The following is a 19,611-nucleotide window of genomic DNA, read 5'->3' as shown; positions in this document are numbered from 1 at the left end:
ATTTAAGTAACACAGAGGAAAATTTAAAGATTCTTTATGTAATTCATTGATGTAAACATTATCTTTTTTTGCTTTCGATGTGCACAATTCATCTACCAAAAAAAACAATCAATTTAGGAAATTAATCTTAAAATAAATAAGGAGGCTGGTAACTAAAGGGTTTATTATTTTAAGATATTATCAACTTATTGTGCAGAATCAAATTATACATATATAAGCGAGAGTTAAATGAATTCAGAATTTTTATTTTTTGACATTATTATAGATAGGAGAAAAGTATGAGTAGTTTCAGTCAATTACCGAAAACAATAAAGAGAACCATTCGCTATATCTATCAAGATGCACCATTAGATAAATTAATGGACATTCAAAAGGTAATAAACGATGCAATTGATAAAAGAAAAAGAGAAAGTAATAGTTAAACATTTATAGATTTGTAATTTTAAGAGATAAATGCTGACTTTTTTAAACAGTTATCTTTTATAATAAAATTTCATGTAAAGAAGGGGTCAAGTTGCATTACTCAAAACGAGTGTCACTACTCATAGGAATGGATTCATTCATTGTCTTATTTTCAATATTTATTGGTTATTATATTTTAAATCCTTATCTCAACATTTATAGCCTTGAAATGTTAATAATTAGCTCTCTGACTTTGCTAGTAAGCCACCATGCGTTTGCTTTTATTTATCACTTATATCACAAGGCTTGGGAATATGCTAGTGTGGGAGAACTTGTTGCTATTGTAAAAGCTGTAACTTTTTCGATTGTGGCAGCAGCTATTGTTCAATTATTAGTAGATGGGAATATATATATTCGGGTTTTATTTATTACATGGCTTTTACACATGTGCCTTATTGGAGGTTCACGATTTTCTTGGAGAATGGCAAGAGGTCGTCTTGATAAGTCATTTATAGAAAGGGAGAATGCACTTATTGTCGGAGCAGGATCTGCTGGAACTATGCTTGTTCGTCAATTATTGAAAACTAAAGAAAGTGAACTAAGACCTATTGCTTTTGTAGATGATGATGATGCAAAACAAAAACTTGAGATTTATGGAGTTAAAGTACTTGGAAAAACAGAGAATATATTTGACATTGTAGAGAATAATGGAATTCGTCATATTATTATTGCAATACCATCACTAAATAAAATTGAGCTTCAAAAGATTTATCAAGAATGTAGCAAAACAAATGCTCAGATAAAGATTATGCCAATGATAGAAGACATTATTACAGGAAAAGTATCTGTAAATCAATTTCGGGATGTACGGGTTGAAGACTTGTTAGGAAGGAATCCTGTAGAGCTTGATGTACAACGTATATCCGAGAAGTTAAGTGGAAAAACAATTCTTGTAACTGGGGCAGGAGGGTCAATAGGATCTGAAATCTGTCGACAAGTCAGCAAATTCAAACCAGAAAAAATAGTGCTTCTTGGTCATGGAGAAAATTCTATTTATTCTATCGATATGGAGTTAAGAAATCGATTTAAAGGTAAATTTGAAATCATTCCTATTATCGCTGATATTCAAGATCGCCAACGAATCTTTGATGTAATGGACAAATACAGACCAGATGTAGTATATCATGCCGCTGCTCATAAGCATGTGCCCTTAATGGAATATAACCCTAAGGAAGCTGTAAAAAATAATGTAATTGGTACAAAGAATTTAGCAGAGGCAGCTGATACATTTTCAGTTAGTAATTTTGTACTTATTTCCTCAGATAAAGCCGTTAATCCTACAAATGTTATGGGTTCTACAAAGAGAATTGCAGAAATGGTAATTCAAGAACTAGATAAGCATAGCCAGACAAAGTTTGTAGCAGTTCGCTTTGGAAATGTTCTAGGCAGCCGTGGTAGTGTAATTCCACTATTCAAAAAACAAATCCAATTGGGCGGACCTATTACAGTTACGCACCCCGACATGACAAGGTACTTTATGACAATCCCTGAGGCTTCTAGACTTGTTATGCAAGCTGGAACGCTTGCTCGTGGCGGAGAAATTTTTGTATTAGACATGGGTGAACCTGTTAAAATTGTAGATCTGGCAAAGAATCTAATTAAACTCTCAGGTTATAAAGAAGAAGAGATTGGAATTAAATATTCAGGCATTCGACCTGGGGAGAAAATGTACGAAGAGCTTCTTGGAAAAGATGAAGTACATGATGAGGCTATTTTTCCTAAGATCTTTATTGGGAAATCTGTGGAAGTTGATTTTTCTCGAGTTTCAACCTTGGTTGATAATTACAATGTTTACGATACAGAGTATACTAGGGACTATGTGCTGAACTTAGCGAACGATCGTGAAAGCTTGCTTGTACAAAATATGAATTAAATTATGCCTTTAATACAGAAGAAGGTAGTTCTATCTCTAATAAGATAAGGAGTAAATTATTGTGGCTAAACTATTAATTTTAGGTGCTGGAGGCCATGGGAAAGTAGTATCTGAAATTGCTCAACTTATGAACCAGTGGGAAGAAATTAGTTTTCTAGATGATAGAGAAGACATTTCAGAAGTATTAGGCATTCCTATAGTAGGTAAGTTAGCTGACCTGCCTACACTAAAGAGTGAATATGAATACGCATTTGTAGCTATTGGTAGCAATACTGCTAGGCTTAAATGGGCAAAAAAATTAATTCAACAAGATTTTAAAATACCAATCCTTATTCATCCCTCTAGTACAGTAAGTGTGAAAAGTTCCATAGAAGAAGGAACTGTAATAATGGCAGGAGCAGTAATAAATCCTGATGCAATAATCGGGAGGAGCTGTATTGTTAATACAGCTTCTACAATTGATCATGACTGCATATTACAAGATGGTGTTCATACATCTCCTGGTACTCATCTTGGTGGCACAGTAAAAGTCGGAGAGCGAACATGGATTTGCATTGGAGCTACTATTATAAATAATATTAATATTGGCTGTGATTCTGTTATAGCAGCTGGGGCAGTTGTAACTAAAGATATACCAAGTAACGTTTTAGTAGGTGGTGTACCGGCAGTTATAAAAGAATAGTTAACAATATTCGAACAAAATAGAAGATATCTTACAATGGAAGGAAGTCCATAATATGCAAGATAGAATTTTTCTTTCCTCTCCTCATATGAGTGAAGAAGGGTACGAAATGGAATATGTAAAAGAAGCTTTTGATACAAACTGGATCGCTCCTCTTGGAGAGAATGTAAACAAGTTTGAAGAAGAGCTGGCAACTAAAGTCGGTTCTAAATCAGCAGCAGCTTTATCTTCAGGAACAGCGGCTATCCATTTAGCTTTAAAAGCTGCAGGAGTAGAAGCAGGAGATATTGTTTTTTGTCCAACCCTTACTTTCTCAGCTACAGCCAATCCCATAATCTATCAAAATGCAACGCCTGTTTTTATTGATAGTAATGAAGAAACATGGAATATGTGTCCCCAAGCATTAGAGAAGGCTTTTTCAAAGTATCCTAATGTAAAAGCTGTTATTGTTGTACACCTTTATGGATTATCCGCTGATATGGATAGAATTACAGAGCTTTGTGCAAAACACCATGTTTCTTTAATTGAAGATGCAGCTGAAAGCCTAGGAACTTACTATAAAGGAAAGCATACAGGTACCTTTGGAGACTATGGAATCTTTTCTTTTAACGGTAACAAAATCATCACAACTTCAGGTGGGGGAATGCTTGTCTCAAACATTGAAGAAAAAATCTCGAAGGCTCGTTTCTGGGCTACACAGAGTCGAGATCAAGCAAGACATTATCAGCATAGTGAATTAGGGTTCAACTACCGTATGAGCAACGTTGTAGCAGGTATTGGCCGAGGTCAGTTAAAGGTTCTAGATCAGCGTGTAAGGAAGAAAAGAGAAATCTTCTCTTATTATAAAGCAAAATTAGAAGGGCTTGAAGGAATAGAATTCATGCCCAGCAATGAATGGGATGAACCGAACTATTGGTTAAGCAGTATGACTTTGAATAGCAAAGTAAGACCTATTGATGTTATGGAAGCATTAGAAAAAGAGGATATTGAGTCGAGACCCGTTTGGAAGCCAATGCATATGCAGCCATTTTTCAAAAAATATGATTATGTTGGTAAAGATATAGCTGAAAAGTTGTTCAAAAACGGTGTTTGTCTGCCAAGTGACACGAAAATGACCTCTGAAGACTTGGAAAGAGTAGTAAGTACCATTAAAAAGTTGTGGTGTGAATGATGAAAGGTTCTAGTAATGGCATTTACAGAAGGTACATAAAGAGACTGGTAGACATTATATTGTCACTAGTTGCAATTGGTTGTTTAAGTCCTGTATTGTTAATAGTTGCTTTTCTTGTAAGAGTAAAGTTGGGTAGCCCGGTTCTGTTTAAACAAAAAAGACCTGGTATGAATGAGAAGATATTTTTAATGTGCAAATTTCGAACAATGACTGATGCACGAGGTGAAAACGGAGAACTATTGCCGGATGATGTACGACTTACTAAATTTGGGAATTTTTTGAGATCAACGTCACTTGATGAATTACCTGAGTTATTTAATATTCTTAAGGGTGACATGTCACTTGTTGGGCCTCGACCTTTATTAGTTCAGTATTTGCCTTTATATAATGAACATCAAAAACGTCGTCATGAAGTAAGGCCTGGATTATCAGGGTTGGCGCAAGTAAATGGTAGGAATGCAATTAGTTGGAAAGAAAAGTTTAAATTGGATGTACAATACGTAAATCAAATCAGCTTTATAACAGACGTTAAAATAATATTCCTTACGCTAAAGAAAGTATTTGTAAGAGAAGGGATTAATTCAGAAACAGCTGCTACAATGGAAACTTTTAGAGGGAATGGTTTTGAACAAAAATAATGTCTTAAGTTTTATGATTATGTATATCTAGTAATACCATATTAGTCTTTATTTTTATTAATAATTATGAGGTACGTTAAGGTTACAATATAACTTTTATGAGTGTTACAGTTGGGAGATTACGGTATGAAGAGAGTTCTGATATTATCTAATAATGACGTGGGGCTATATAAATTTAGAAAAGAGTTAATTAAAGAGTTGGTAGGTAACTATGAAGTCTACATCGCTCTCCCATATGGAGATCTAGTGCCAGAACTAGTTGGTTTAGGATGTAATTTTATTGAAACGCCACTTGAACGTAGAGGGACTAATCCATGGATGGATTTAAAATTGCTATTGAATTATAGAAAGATTATGAAGAAGATTAAACCTGAAATAGTACTCACTTATACAATAAAGCCTAATATCTATGGAGGGCTAGCATGTAAATCACTTTCAATTCCATATATAGAGAATATTACAGGACTTGGAACTGCAGTAGAAGAACCGGGATTGATACAAAAAGTTACTTTACAGTTATATAAGTTAGCTCTTAAGCAGGCAAAATGTATTTTCTTTCAGAATGAGCAGAACAAGGATTTTTTTATAAATAATAATTTAATTTCTAATAGCTTATGTAAATTGATTCCAGGTTCTGGAGTTAATATTAAGGAATACTCCTTATTAGATTATCCGGCTGATAATAATGTTAACTTTTTGTTTATTGCTCGTATTATGAAGCAAAAGGGGATAGATCAGTATTTAGAAGCAGCGGAGTATATCAAAAATAAATATTCCAATACTACTTTCCATGTGCTCGGTTTTTGTGAACAAGATTATGAGGAAAAGTTAAGAGAAATGCATAAAAAGGGAATTATAATTTATCATGGAATGCAGCAAGACGTTCAAAAGTTCCATGAGATATCACACTGTACGATTCATCCCACATACTACCCGGAGGGCATGTCTAATGTATTACTTGAGAGTGCATCTTGTGGAAGACCAGTAATTACTACTAATAGAAGTGGTTGTCGAGAAATAGTTGAAGATGGTATTACTGGGTACACAGTTAATCAAAAAGATACTAATAGCTTAATAAAGGCAATAGAGAAATTTCTTTCATTGGATTACACTTTAAAAAGAAACATGGGCATACAAGGGAGAAAAAAGATGGAAAATGAGTTTAATAGAAATATAGTTATCAATGCTTACCTCAGGGAAATAAAAGAGACAGTAAAACAAAGAGAGCGTGTTTTATGACTGAGTTATCTCATGTTAACCCGCACTCGCCCTCTATTAGTAATCCAATTCGTGTACTGCATGTTTTAGGAGGTCTTAATAGAGGCGGGGCAGAGACAATGATAATGAATATATACCGAAATATAAATCGTTTTAAAGTACAATTCGATTTCGTTGTTCATACAACAGATAAATGTGATTATGAAGATGAAATTCATAAGTTAGGTGGCAGGATATTTAGGGTCCCAAGGTATTATGGGAAAAATCATCTAACATATACTAAAGAGTGGCATAGATTTCTAAATGAGCACCCAGAACATAAAATTATTCATGGACACATGCGAAGTACAGGTAGCATATATATGAGTATTGCAAAGAGATATGGTAGAAAGATAATTGCCCATAGCCACAGCACTTCCTCAGGAAGTGGACTTGTAGCTCATATAAAAGATTTTTTACAATTCCCAATCAGGTACTTGGCTGATTATTTATTTGCATGCTCTAATATTGCTGGATCGTGGTTATTTGGTAAGAAAGCTTTACACAGAGAAAACTTTTTTAGAGTCAATAATGCAATTAATCTCAATAAATTTGTATATAGAGAAGATATTGCAATACATAAACGGAAGGAATGGGGGATTGAAAATTCGTTTGTTATAGGCCATATTGGTAGGTTCAATGAATCAAAAAATCACGAACTTCTAATTGATATATTTCAATCTATAAAATCTAAGGAGAAGAAAGCTAAATTATTATTAGTAGGAGCTGGGGAACTTAGAGAGAGCATTGAACACAAGGTAAAGAAATTAGATTTAGAAGGTAGCGTGATCTTTGCTGGAAACCAACCTGAAGTCCAAGAGATGCTACTGTTAATGGATGTGTTCGTTTTTCCATCTATCTATGAGGGGCTAGGGATTGCTGCTGTGGAAGCACAAGCTTCAGGATTGCCATGCATTGTATCCGATAGAGTACCTAAAGAGGCACAATTAACGGATTTAATAGAAGTAGTTTCTTTAGAAGAGGATGTTAATACCTGGGGAGAAAAAATTTCAAGCTATGCACATGGGTATAAACGAAAAGAGATGCATCATGAGATAAAGAAACAAGGCTACGATGTTATAGATTCAACACAGTGGTTACAAAACTTTTATTTACAGATAGATAATTAATCGTTTACTTTTATTAAACCATAGAAAGATACATAGGAGGTATTTATGCATATCAATATTTTATATTCATCTAATGAAAACTATACTAGACATGCAGCAACATCGTTATACTCCTTATTGGAAAATAACACTCATATCAATGAAATATCTATATATTTCATCGATGATAATATAACAGAGGAAAGTAAGAAAAAATTGCAGTCTGTAGTTAATTCGTTTAAGAGACAGATATATTTTATACCTATTGAATCTTTACTAGTAAAATTCAAAAAGAGAGATGATTTTCCTTTATCCGGTTATGCTAGGTTGTTTATTTCAAACAAATTTACTAATGTAGATAAAATCTTATATCTCGATTGTGATACTGTAGTAGCTGGTTCCTTAGAAGAATTATGGAACACAGACATAGAGGGTTATCTTGTAGCTGGGGTTCAAGACAATCCTGCTATGTATATGTCCGAAATCATTGGAATGAATCGAAAATCTCGATACATTAATTCGGGAGTAATGTTGATGAACTTAAAATACTGGAGAGAATGGGATATAGAGAATAAAATCATTGATTTTGTTAATAAATTTAGAGGGGAAGTTCCTCATCATGACCAAGGGCTTATAAACGGTATTTGTAAAGACAAAATTTTAATACTTCATCCTAAATATAACATGATGCCCCAGTTTCTATTGTATAATGTTATGCAAATAAAGAGCCTATACAATATTGAAAATTATTATACTCAGCAATTTCTTGATGAAGCTACTAAAACCCCTGTAATTGTTCATTATATAAGTAAATTTTATGATCGACCTTGGTTTACAGGGTGTACTCACCCGATGAAGGGATTATATACAGACTATTTAAGTAAGACAACTTTTGACAATAAAATATACCCATCAAATCAAAGTTATAAAGTTAAATTACGAAAATGGGTTTATAGTAATCTTCCATTTTTAATTTTCGGTGGGCTAGAGAAATTTTTAGATATTAAGCGACGAAGATATATCAGTGAAAAATATAATTATTTAAATATATTATGATGAAGTATTGGAGTGCAGAAATGAAGTTACTATTCATTAGTTCAGGTGCTTTGCCACTTCCGCCTGTAAAAGGAGGAGCTGTTGAACATCTAGTAGATATGTTTCTGAAAGAGAATGAAAAAAGCCATTCCTATGATATTACGGTAGTTAGTATATTTAATGAAGATGCTCAGATTGCATCAAAGGATTACACCAACTGTAAGTTTCATTATATCCATAGTGACGATGTTCTTTATAAAATAGATAAATTAGGGAGATACGTAATTAACAGAATCCCTAATCTATATATAGGAAACGCTTATTTAAAAAGATTACAAAGTTGCGTAAAAGACTTTGACCAATATGACATAGTTATTGTAGAAAATGCTCCAGAGTATGGCTTAGTGCTTAGGAGTTTAGTTAAAGGTAAACTAATTCTTCATTTACATAATGATTATATCAACAAGGATACAAAATTAGGTAATAGTATATTAGCTTGTTATGATGAGGTTTATACTCTTAGTAACTTTGTAAATGATAGGGTAGCAGAACTTTCACCAAGCTCCAAGGTGAAAACTCTATATAATGGAGTAGACTTAAACCGTTTTAGTAAAGATCTTTATAACAATACAGGTATCCGTAAGAAATATGGAATAGAAGAAGATGAAATAGTAGTTATGTATTGCGGAAGGCTAGTTCCGGAAAAAGGAGTGAAGGAATTAGTGGAAGCTTTCATATCCTTACCTAAAAGGGAAAAAATCAAATTAATGATTGTGGGGAGTGCCAGATATGGAAGTCAGATATCCGATAAGTATTTAAATTCCCTACAAGAAATCTCATCTTTGCATGAGAGAGAAGTCATTTTCACAGGGTATATTCCTTATGAGAAAATGCCAGAGATGTATGCCATAGCAGATATTGGAGTAGTACCATCATTGTGTAATGATGGATTTAATTTAACAGTAGTAGAATTCATGGCTAGCGGGGTTCCTGTCATTATAAGTGATAATGGAGCAATGAAAGAGCTAATAAATGAAGAATGTGGCATAGTAGTACCTTCTAATGTCGATTTTGTAAAAGAATTAAAACAAGCTATAAACAGTCTAGTAGAAATGGACGGAAATTATGGAGCCATGATGAATGCTGCTATTGCTCAAAGTAAATTGTTTAGTAAGGAGAAGTATTGTCAAAGGTTTGATTACTTACTAAACAATATAGAAAAAGGAAGTGCTAGGTGTTGAGTTATGATCAACGTTTAAAGATTCCTATAACTCTTCTAACCATTACTGTATTTTTTGGTCACCTATTGCCAGTGGTGAATTACTATCAACTATTAGTAGTCATATTAGTGTGTACTGTGTTAGTTACTTTTAAAGAAGCTAAAGTATCAATAAATAACAATATAATATGGCTATTGTGCGTTTTAATATTATGTATGTCTTTATTGCTCTCTTCGGATGCTTCGAGTACATTAAGATTCCTCTTAATGTTTTTGGCCATACTTTTTATAAAAATTATATATGAAAGCCAATTTCATTGGCAGGATTTTTTAATTAAAATGTTTTTTTATTGTTCTTTCATCCATGTTTTTTTTACGATATTACAATATTTGCTACCTAGTGTAATTACAACTATAAATTCCATAGTACTTTCAGCGACCGATAATGGCTCTAATCTCACTTTATTAAGTGGAGGGAACTATGCAGGTATAACAGGGCAAACAGGAATAAATGCATTTTATATTTCCATTTTCATAGCTATTGTTTTTAGTAAATTATTGACGGAATCAAACAAGAAGTTACTGCTTATTTTAGGGTTAATTGTGGCAATTATAGCACTATTTCTGACTGCAAAAAGGAGTCAATTGGTTGTTAATGGCATAGCGATGTTTATTGTATTTGCATTAATGAGTAGAAATAAACGTGGGTTTACATTAAAAAATGCCTACATTCCCATCTTTGTAATATTCCTTGGTTATATAATCCTAAATTATGTGCCAGCGGCTGGACACCTAGTTGAAAAATTTAATTTACTATCTGATGCTGATGATGTTACTAACGGGAGAACTGATTTGTGGGAATTATCAATTAATATATTCAAGGACAATCCAATACTAGGTGTAGGGGCAGGTACCATACTTTCTCATATAGGAGAAATGGCTCATAACATTTATATTCAACTATTAGCAGAAACCGGAATTGTAGGGTTTACATGTTTTACTCTAGCTTTTCTTACGTCCTTAGTTAATTCCATAATAATTATTAACAGGACTCGAAGTTTATCAGGCAATCTTAAACTACCTCTCTCTGTTGGTTTATATTTGCAAATTTACTTTCTATTGTATGGATTAAGTGGAAACCCTCTATATTCACCTATATATTTATTACCTTATATGATAATGATAACAGTTGTTAACTCAGTATATAAAGAAATAAAATCTAAAGTTTGAGATTGAAGGAGTATAACTTATGAAGCTAGCTATTTTAACCTATCAGAACGCGCTAAACGTTGGAGCGGTATTACAAGCATATGCATTGCAGCAAGTTTTAACAAAAATGGGCCATCAATGCGAAATTATTGACTATAGAAATAGTTATTTAGAAGAAACCTATAAAACTAAGAATATAATGCAAATTAAGTCACCAAAAGAGCTAATAAAGTGGTTGTTAAATGTCAACAAAGAGAAAAGAAAACGGGTGAAATTTAGTGAATTTAATCAAAAGTATCAAAATTTCAGCTCTACAGTATACAAGGAAGACAACATACATGAATCCAATGATAAATATGATGCTTTTATAGTAGGAAGCGATCAAGTATGGAATATGAATCTTAATGGAGAAGATGAAAATTATTTTTTGAGTTTTGTGGAAGATAGTAAGAATAAAATTTCTTACGCAGCTAGCTTCGGGTATAAGGAAGTGCCAGCAATACATCGCGCAAAAACATATGAGGGAATTTCTAAATTGAATTCTATATCTGTGAGGGAAACCTCGGGAAAAGTTATAACTCAAGAGTTAACTAGTAGAGAGGCTCAAGTGGTCTTAGATCCTACATTACTCTTAGATAAATTAGAATGGAAAGAAATTAATTATGAAAAGAAAAGCAATAATAAAGAATATATTTTAGTCTATATTATTGCAGCTACTCCTTCAATTATTGAATTTGCAAAAAAATTAGGGAGAAAATACAATTGCGAAGTCATATGTATACATAATTCACCTATACCTAAGAAAGGAGTAAAAAACATTAGGGACTGCTCGCCAACAGAATTTCTGAACTACGTTGAAAATGCAAAGTTTGTTTTATCGAGTTCTTTTCATGGAATATGCTTCTCTATACTATTTGAGAAGGATTTCTTTTTTGAATTAGATGTTAAACCTCAAAATAATAATTCTAGAATAGAAACTTTAGTAGCAAAGCTAAACTTAGGGGAACGTCAGATTGTCAATGGTGAGACCCAAACTTATAATTCAATAGATTATAAAAATGTTTTAAAAAGATTGGATAATGAGAAAGCGAAATCTTATGAATTTCTAGAAGAGTCTATTGAAAAAATGAATATTCAAGACTCTAAGGAAGTTTTAAATTGAAAATATATATTGAAAAGATAATGTTGATTACGTTTCTTTTTAATAGAAAACAAAAGGGAGCTAATTAATGAATTCATTAGTAACTATTATTATTCCGGTATATAAATCTGAGAAGTGGTTGTCTCGTTGTCTGGAGAGTGTAACTAAACAGAATTATAAAGAACTTGAAATTATATTGATTAATGATGGATCGCCTGATAAGAGTGGAGATATATGCGAAAAATATTCAAATTTAGATAGTAGAATTAAAGTAATACATCAGAAAAATCAAGGACCTTCTGTAGCAAGAAATGTTGGACTAAAGATGGCTAAAGGCAAATACATTCAATTTGTCGATAGTGATGATTGGTTGGAGAGTAATGCCTGTGCAACTTTAGTAAAATACATGGAGTCTCAAGAAGTGGATGAAATTGTCTGTGGTTTAAATGTAATTAAACATGAAAAACTTCTGAGAACCCCTCATTTACCAGAGAAAAAGTATTCAGTGCATACAAATCCTGAGGATTTCTTTGAACTTTTTAAGATATTAGCTTCGCCTTGTAACAAATTATATAAAAAGGAACTGATAACAGAATGTTTTGATACGAAAACTACAGCTGGAGAAGATTTAAGGTTTAACTTAGACTATTTAAAAAATACTAACACTGTACTATCAATTCCCGATTGTTTATACAATGTGTGTCTTGATAACGAACAATCTTTAAACCGGAAATTTAGGGAGGACAGGCTAGATGTCTTTCTCAGTAATCAAAAGAAAGTATTTGAATTTTGCGATAAACTTTACGGTCAACGATACAAACAAACATTTTTATACAACAAAAGTGTTCTAGGTGTTCACGCATATTATAGAGATGTATGTAAGCTTATGGATAAAAAAGATGCAATTAGAATAATTAAAAAGTATATAAACCAAGCAGATATTGTTTTAGCAGTTAAAAATGCAAAACACTCAAGAGGAGACTATCGCATATTTAATAATTTATTAAGAATTAGAAATACTAAACTTATTTTTAACTTTTTCAAATTTAAATTTTTACTAGAGAAACTAAGGTAGATCTTTACTTTTATTGATCAAGCTTAGAATCTATACAGTTGAGTCAATTTCATAAGTCAGGATCTTATCAATACAAACGAACTTAAAAATCAATATCGCCAACATTGCTTATTCAAAGGTGAATATTACGGCTTCTTAATTTTCACTATTCGTTCGTTTTTCATCTTTTGATTTAGTAGTTATGAAATTGATTCACTTAAAGAGCTTTATATAATATTACTGAAGGAAGAACTTTAAATGAATAGCAATAATCAGAGGAAAAAGATAATTAACAGTCTTTTGTGGAAATTTTCAGAAAGGTTAGGAACGCAAGGGATTTCGCTTATTATTTCTATAGTATTGGCTCGCTCACTTGCTCCATCCGATTTTGGATTGATAGCTCTCATTACAGTATTTATTACTATAGCAAACGTTTTTGTCCAAAGTGGATTAGGCACAGCACTTATCCAACGAAAAGATGTAAAAGAGGAAGATTTTTCTACAGTACTATATGTTAGTCTTCTGATTGCTTCCCTCTTATACACTATTCTATACTTAATTGCACCTTTAATTGCAAAATTTTTTGCTATGAATGAACTAATTCCTGTTATAAGAGTTTTATCCCTTACATTACTTCCTTTCTCTTTAAATGCGATACAAAGTGCTATAGTTATTAAAAAAATGCAATTTAGATTTCTCTTTATAAGTAACTTTATTGCAACTATAATCTCCGGGACTATAGGTATCACTTTGGCCTATTATCAGTTTGGTCCTTGGTCAATTGTTGCACAGCAATTATCCAGCAGTATAATCATTTGTCTAGTTATGTGGTTTAGTGTAAAGTGGCGTCCTACTTTCGCTTTTTCTTTTGAACGATTAAAAATACTATTTTCATTCGGATGGAAACTTATGGTCTCTAATTTAATAAATACTATATACAATGAGGTATTCGCTTTAGTTATTGGTAAGAAATATATGTCGGATATATTAGGTTTTTTTAACCGAGGAAAACAGTTTCCTAGTTTAATAGTTTCTAATATTGATAGTTCCATTCAAACAGTCATGTTACCGGCATATTCCTCTCATCAAGCGGACCTTGAAAAAATGAAAAGGATGATGCGGAGATCTATAAAGACAAGTGCTTTTCTTATACTTCCTGCTATGGCTGGTTTAGCAGCGAGCGCAGAGTCTTTTATATCAATTATTCTTGGTGATAAATGGTTACCTGCTGTTACATTTCTACAAATATATTGCTTGTTTTATGCTTTCCAACCTATTCAAACAGCCAATTTACAAGCATTTAATGCTTTAGGTCGCAGTGATATTTTCCTTAAGCTAGAGATTTATAAGAAAATTATAGGTGTTTCAATATTAATTTTCACCTCATTCTTCGGAATATATGCCATAGCTTTAGGTGGAGCTCTTAGTTCTGTGTTCTTTACATTCATTAATTCTTATCCTAGTAGGAAATTACTAAACTACGGATATAAAGAACAAATGAAAGATATTGTTCCGCCTCTATTATTATCAATAATAATGGGGTGCACAGTTTTTAGTGTAACATTATTTAGTTATAGTACTTTAATGATATTGCTTATTCAAATTGTAATAGGTCTAGTTGTGTATCTAGGGCTTGCACATTTGTTAAAGCTCGAAAGTTACATCTATATCAAAAACATAATTAGGGAATTATTATATAAACGTTATAAATCTAAAATATAATATATAACATCTATATTTCTGGAATAGTTATATCACAAAAAATCATCTTGGTACTTTAAAACTAATATAGGTAGAGAGATATATAAGACATTCCTTATATGTAGTATATGAAGGTAGGTAATGAAATTATGTATAAAATAGCAGTTGCAGGAACAGGGTATGTTGGTCTAGTAGCAGGCGTATGTTTTGCTGAAATGGGTCATCAAGTAACTTGTGTAGATATTGACCAAAACAAGGTAGAATTAATGAAATCTGGCATTTCACCAATCTATGAAGCAGACTTACAAGATTTAATGATAAAAAACTATGGATGTGGGAACCTTAATTACACAACAGACTATGAATCTGCATATAAAGAGGCAGACGCTATCTTTATTGGGGTGGGAACGCCGGAAAAACCAGATGGATCTGCAGACCTTTCTTATATTGCCACAGTTGCAAGACAAATTGCTGAGTCGGTAGAAAAAAATTGCTTAGTTATAGTTAAGTCAACAGTGCCAGTCGGAACGAATGATAAAGTAGAACAATTTATTCAAGATTTCTTAATCAATGATGTGAGAGTAGAAGTTGCATCAAACCCAGAGTTCTTAGCGCAAGGGTCTGCAGTGCATGATACGTTACATGCAGAAAGGGTTATCATCGGCACAGAAAGTAGATGGGCTGAAAAAATTTTACAAAATATTTATAAACCATTTAATCTTCCGATTGTCTCAGTAAACAGAAGATCTGCTGAGATGATTAAATATGCTTCAAATGACTTTTTAGCATTAAAAATTTCCTATATGAATGATATTGCGAACCTTTGTGAGTTAGTCGGAGCTGATATCCAAGACGTTGCAAAAGGGATGAGCTTTGACAAGCGTATTGGCAGTAAGTTTTTAAATGCAGGCATTGGATTTGGCGGATCATGCTTTCCTAAAGATACAAAAGCATTAGATTACCTCGCAAAACAAAATGGTTACGAGCTGAAAACAGTACAAGCTGCTATTGATGTAAATAAAGATCAAAAGACCATGCTTTATAAAAAAGCAAGTCGTCGATTTATTACATTTAATGGTCTAAAAGTTGCTATATTAGGTTTAACATTCAAACCGGGAACAGACGATTTACGCGAAGCCGCTTCTCTTGAGAATATACCTTTATTATTAGACCAAGGCGCAGACATTTATGCTTTTGATCCAGTTGGAGCAGACAACTTTGCGAAAGTACATCCTGAAGGTCGTTATAGTAAAGGAAGTATTACTTATGTGTTTAATGTAGAAGAGGCAATTAAAGATGCCAATGTTTGTTTCATTTTTACAGAGTGGGGTGAAATAAAAGAAGTTAAGCCAAGCATGTATAAGGAATTAATGAGAACTCCTTTAGTTTACGATGGACGAAATATCTATAGTGTAGATGAAATGGAACAAGCACAAGTAGAGTATCATTCTATTGGAAGAAAAATAGTAGAAAGACAAACCATGAAGGAGCTAAACCAACGTGACCTACAATCAGTTAGATCTTAATAAAACATATCTTATCACAGGAGCAGCAGGGTTTATTGGCTACTTCTTATCAAAGAAATTACTAGAGCAAGGATGCACAGTTATTGGAATTGATAATGTTAATGATTATTATGATGTAAATCTTAAACATACTCGTCTTGAGCAATTAGAACCATACGAAAAATTTACGTTCCTAAAAGTAGATATTTCAGATCAAGAAGCTCTTACTAATGTGTTTAAAGAATATAAACCAGAAATTGTTGTAAACTTAGCTGCTCAAGCAGGGGTGCGCTACTCAATTGAAAATCCTAGTGTGTATATGCAAAGTAATGTTATTGGTTTCTACAATATTCTTGAAGCTTGCAGACATTATCCAGTAGATCATCTAATTTATGCTTCTTCAAGTTCTGTATATGGTTCCAATAAGAAGGTTCCATTTGAAGAAACAGATTTTGTTGATCATCCAGTATCGCTTTATGCAGCAACCAAAAAATCCAATGAGCTGATGGCTCATACTTATAGCCATTTGTATAATATTCCAGCTACAGGACTTCGATTCTTCACAGTGTATGGTCCATTGGGCCGGCCAGATATGGCGTACTTTGGATTTGCAAACAAGTATTTCGCAAATGAGCCAATCCAAATATACAATAACGGTGATTTTGAGAAAGACTTATATAGAGATTTCACATACATTGATGACATTGTAGAAGGAATTGAGCTCTTACTTCCAAATCCTTCTGTTGAAGAAAACAATGTGCCTCATAAAGTGTTCAATATCGGAAACAATAATCCAGAGAAACTGATGGTTTTTATTGATACCTTGGAAAAGTGTTTGGGTAATGCTCTAGGCAGACAGGTGCTATTTGAGAAAATATTTGAATCTATCAAGCCAGGTGATGTGCCAGCTACTTATGCATCTACAGATTTATTACAACAGGCTGTAAAGTTTAAGCCAGAGACATCGATAAAAGAAGGTTTACAAAGATTTTCTAATTGGTATGTGGATTATTACAAAGTAAAATAGATTATTTCCGTTCATTTAATCTTTCAGATCATAAAATTTTTGGATAGCTGTTTGTTATTATATGGAAATTTTATAAATTTTTTATTATTTAATTAGATCACTTTCATAAGTCATAACCTTATCAATTTAAACAAACTTAACAATCTCATAAAGTCAATACTGTTCACTTATAAGTGAACAGTATTGTTTCTGTATTTCTTTATCATTTATGTTTATTTGTTGATTTAAATATTATGTGATTGACTCAATTAGTAAGTTATATGAGAAAATATTTTAATACCTTTTTAAGCATTTTATACCTTCAATAAAGAAATAAGATTAAGGCGATAAAATAATAATAAACGAATAAAGTTATTTTCATCCGTTTATTATTGAATTTTATTCTATAATAAAATTACTACGATTACTTGAAGTTATTCTAAACAACAACGGTTCATATCAAATATTCGACATAGTTTATGTCAGTGATGTTACTATAGAAGGTGTATATTTATAAGGTGATAAAGATACCCATCGGGAACAACAGGGGAATATGGTCACAGTATTGTTACAGGCTCTCAGGCCGCAAACACGGTCTTAAGAGACATTCAGATATCTAAAATGTAGGAGGACGGTATTTACGTGGGACGAGCATACGGTTCTATATATGGTGAAATTCACATTTTTTATGTGACCAAAACAGAAGGCAGGGAGTATCTATAACTTATGCTGATGGAGTAGTTATACGTGATAGTGAATTTATCGATACGTCAGGAACTTTACTTGAAGCGGGTATAGATATTGAGCCAAATCTTAATAACTACACTAAGAATATTGTTCTTGATAATATTAATTGCATGGGTAATAGAAACAGCTTAATGATGGCTATAGATAATAACAATATCTCTTTATATACATGTAAAGTTGGTATTGTTATTGGAGGTATTAAATAATGTTAAATAAAAAAAGACTAGTTGAACTAGATATAGTAAAAGGTATTACTATATTTTTGGTGGTTTTCGGACATGCGGGTGCTTCAGAAGGAATGCTTGGACAGACTTTAAGTGCATTTAGAATGCCTTTATTTTTTTTAGTGTCAGGATATTTATTTAGTAATTCTAAATACCTGAATAATTTCAAATTATTGTTGGTAGATAAAATTAGAACCTTAATATTACCTTATTTTGTTTTTTGTTTAATGTCAGCGATAGTTTGGTATTTTTTATCCTCAATTCAAAATGTTGATGTTCAATGGGGTAAGCCAATTTTTGGAATGATTTATGGGAACGGTAATTGGATCATAGGTAATATACCTATTTGGTTTTTGCCTTGTTTATTTTGTACATTAGTAATTTTCGTTTTGATTCAAAAATTACTAATCAAAAATTCTTTACCGGCTAAAATAATAATATTTTCATTAATCGGTATTGCTGGATATCTTATCAGTAAAATCTCCTGGATGCCGTGGGGGCTAGATGTTGCTCTAGTCGCACTACCTTTTGTTTATTTAGGGGGGGTATTGAAAGAAATTCGTGTTTTATATAATCATAAAATAATGATTTCAGCTACGTTTTTATCACTAGTTGTATTTATTATTTCTTTAATATACAACACACATGTTGACATGAATAATAGAATATATGGAAATCTTTTTTTGTTTTATGTTGGGGGAATTTCTGGAGCATTCGTAGTATTATTTTTGTGTAAATATATTCTTTCTAAGATTAAAATTGTCTCTCTAACTTTTTCTTATATGGGAATGCAATCTATTCTTATTCTAGGTTTTCACGGAAGTATAGGTTTAAATGCAGTATCTGTCCTTAATGAAAAAGTAAATATAGGGTTCTTAGGAAACCCATTAATTTCTTCAATTATTGCAATTTCAATTTCTTTATGTTTAGGTCTTGGTATAAATAAAATTCCATTATTGTCATTTTTATTTAAGGGGACTACTATCTCAATTAAAAAATCAAATATTGATTCAGGAAAAAACGTGGTTAGCAAATGAGGTTTACTAATAAAACCATGCCATAATTAGATGATACTGTGTAACAACGATTTTTTAATGTCAAAGCCAACTAATCGTAAAATTATCTATCACTAGCATTGATAAAAATGTATCTTAAACGCTCGCATATTGTTGCTGGGCGTTTTTATTTTGCTTTAAAATGGTTTTAACGATGAACAAAATATTAAAGCTCTCTCAGATTCTGTGCACAAACTTCGCAGAAGTGCGAGGTCTAATAACTAGTCGTCCTTTCTCTACGAATTTAATCGTTAGATTGGTATTAAGGTTACGCTCTATGTTGCTTAAATAAGATTTAGTAACATTAGCTTCTTAACCACTCTAAGCATTTTATATTTCTAATGAAGAAATAAGACTAAAGAAATAATAAACTTATCAGAATTACTTGAAGTTATTTTTTCTACAGAACGATATCTGTATACTCTTTTAACTCTTTTCTTCATTATTCGTAAAAGTTATTGTATTCTTTATAAGGGTTAAGGATTCACTTACACTCTCTAAATTCCCAGCCTAAAATGGTTAA

At 32.2% G+C, this 19,611-nt stretch carries 16 protein-coding genes; all 16 read left to right on the top strand.

The genetic code is table 11. The annotated features are described in order from the left end of the window. The first annotated feature begins 278 nt into the window (after positions 1–278). On the top strand, positions 279–422 hold the full coding sequence (locus AC3WJG_RS11095) for a hypothetical protein (protein WP_337133535.1): 144 nt from the start codon (positions 279–281) through the stop codon (positions 420–422). A 92-nt stretch (positions 423–514) separates the two neighbouring features. Beyond that, on the top strand, positions 515–2,335 hold the full coding sequence (locus tag AC3WJG_RS11090; protein ID WP_337133533.1) for a polysaccharide biosynthesis protein: 1,821 nt from the start codon (positions 515–517) through the stop codon (positions 2,333–2,335). 61 nt (positions 2,336–2,396) lie between these two features. Then, entirely contained in the window at positions 2,397–3,017 is a 621-nt protein-coding gene (locus AC3WJG_RS11085) for an acetyltransferase (RefSeq protein ID WP_337133531.1), read from the top strand. A gap of 55 nt (positions 3,018–3,072) precedes the next feature. Beyond that, complete coding sequence (locus AC3WJG_RS11080; RefSeq protein ID WP_337133529.1) at positions 3,073–4,188, top strand: DegT/DnrJ/EryC1/StrS family aminotransferase; 1,116 nt, start codon at positions 3,073–3,075, stop codon at positions 4,186–4,188. Then, positions 4,188–4,826 (top strand): sugar transferase, encoded by a 639-nt coding sequence (locus AC3WJG_RS11075; RefSeq protein WP_337133888.1) that lies wholly within the window; start codon positions 4,188–4,190, stop codon positions 4,824–4,826. Before AC3WJG_RS11080 ends, AC3WJG_RS11075 begins: the two co-directional genes overlap by 1 nt. Positions 4,827–4,952: 126 nt before the next feature. Next, on the top strand, positions 4,953–6,065 hold the full coding sequence (locus AC3WJG_RS11070) for a glycosyltransferase family 4 protein (protein WP_337133528.1): 1,113 nt from the start codon (positions 4,953–4,955) through the stop codon (positions 6,063–6,065). Further along, positions 6,062–7,213: a glycosyltransferase family 1 protein gene (locus tag AC3WJG_RS11065; protein WP_337133527.1), complete on the top strand. Its 1,152-nt coding sequence runs from the start codon at positions 6,062–6,064 to the stop codon at positions 7,211–7,213. The genes AC3WJG_RS11070 and AC3WJG_RS11065 overlap by 4 nt, the downstream gene beginning before the upstream one ends. Before the next feature lie 45 nt (positions 7,214–7,258). Beyond that, positions 7,259–8,248, top strand: coding sequence for a glycosyltransferase family 8 protein (locus AC3WJG_RS11060; protein WP_337133526.1), 990 nt, complete (start codon positions 7,259–7,261; stop codon positions 8,246–8,248). A 20-nt stretch (positions 8,249–8,268) separates the two neighbouring features. Continuing rightward, entirely contained in the window at positions 8,269–9,468 is a 1,200-nt protein-coding gene (locus tag AC3WJG_RS11055; protein ID WP_337133525.1) for a glycosyltransferase family 4 protein, read from the top strand. Then, a complete protein-coding gene (locus tag AC3WJG_RS11050) occupies positions 9,465–10,676 on the top strand; it encodes an O-antigen ligase family protein (RefSeq protein ID WP_337133524.1) in 1,212 nt (403 codons plus the stop codon). Before AC3WJG_RS11055 ends, AC3WJG_RS11050 begins: the two co-directional genes overlap by 4 nt. A 19-nt stretch (positions 10,677–10,695) precedes the next feature. Next, a complete protein-coding gene (locus AC3WJG_RS11045; RefSeq protein WP_337133522.1) occupies positions 10,696–11,817 on the top strand; it encodes a polysaccharide pyruvyl transferase family protein in 1,122 nt (373 codons plus the stop codon). A gap of 67 nt (positions 11,818–11,884) precedes the next feature. After that, a complete protein-coding gene (locus AC3WJG_RS11040; RefSeq protein ID WP_337133520.1) occupies positions 11,885–12,871 on the top strand; it encodes a glycosyltransferase family 2 protein in 987 nt (328 codons plus the stop codon). A 237-nt stretch (positions 12,872–13,108) separates the two neighbouring features. Beyond that, positions 13,109–14,572, top strand: a complete 1,464-nt coding sequence (locus tag AC3WJG_RS11035) for a lipopolysaccharide biosynthesis protein (RefSeq protein WP_337133519.1) — start codon at positions 13,109–13,111, stop codon at positions 14,570–14,572. A gap of 128 nt (positions 14,573–14,700) precedes the next feature. Further along, positions 14,701–16,077, top strand: coding sequence for a UDP-glucose dehydrogenase family protein (locus tag AC3WJG_RS11030; RefSeq protein ID WP_337133518.1), 1,377 nt, complete (start codon positions 14,701–14,703; stop codon positions 16,075–16,077). Further along, positions 16,052–17,083 carry an SDR family NAD(P)-dependent oxidoreductase gene (locus tag AC3WJG_RS11025; RefSeq protein WP_337133517.1) on the top strand — a complete coding sequence of 344 codons (1,032 nt, stop codon included), beginning with the start codon at positions 16,052–16,054 and terminating at the stop codon, positions 17,081–17,083. Before AC3WJG_RS11030 ends, AC3WJG_RS11025 begins: the two co-directional genes overlap by 26 nt. A gap of 931 nt (positions 17,084–18,014) precedes the next feature. Continuing rightward, positions 18,015–19,070: an acyltransferase family protein gene (locus tag AC3WJG_RS11020; RefSeq protein WP_337133516.1), complete on the top strand. Its 1,056-nt coding sequence runs from the start codon at positions 18,015–18,017 to the stop codon at positions 19,068–19,070. The last annotated feature ends 541 nt before the right edge of the window (positions 19,071–19,611 follow it).

The sequence above is a fragment of the Priestia sp. FW507-14D1A genome (assembly GCF_058781295.1).
This window is presented reverse-complemented; position numbering and strand designations above follow the sequence as displayed.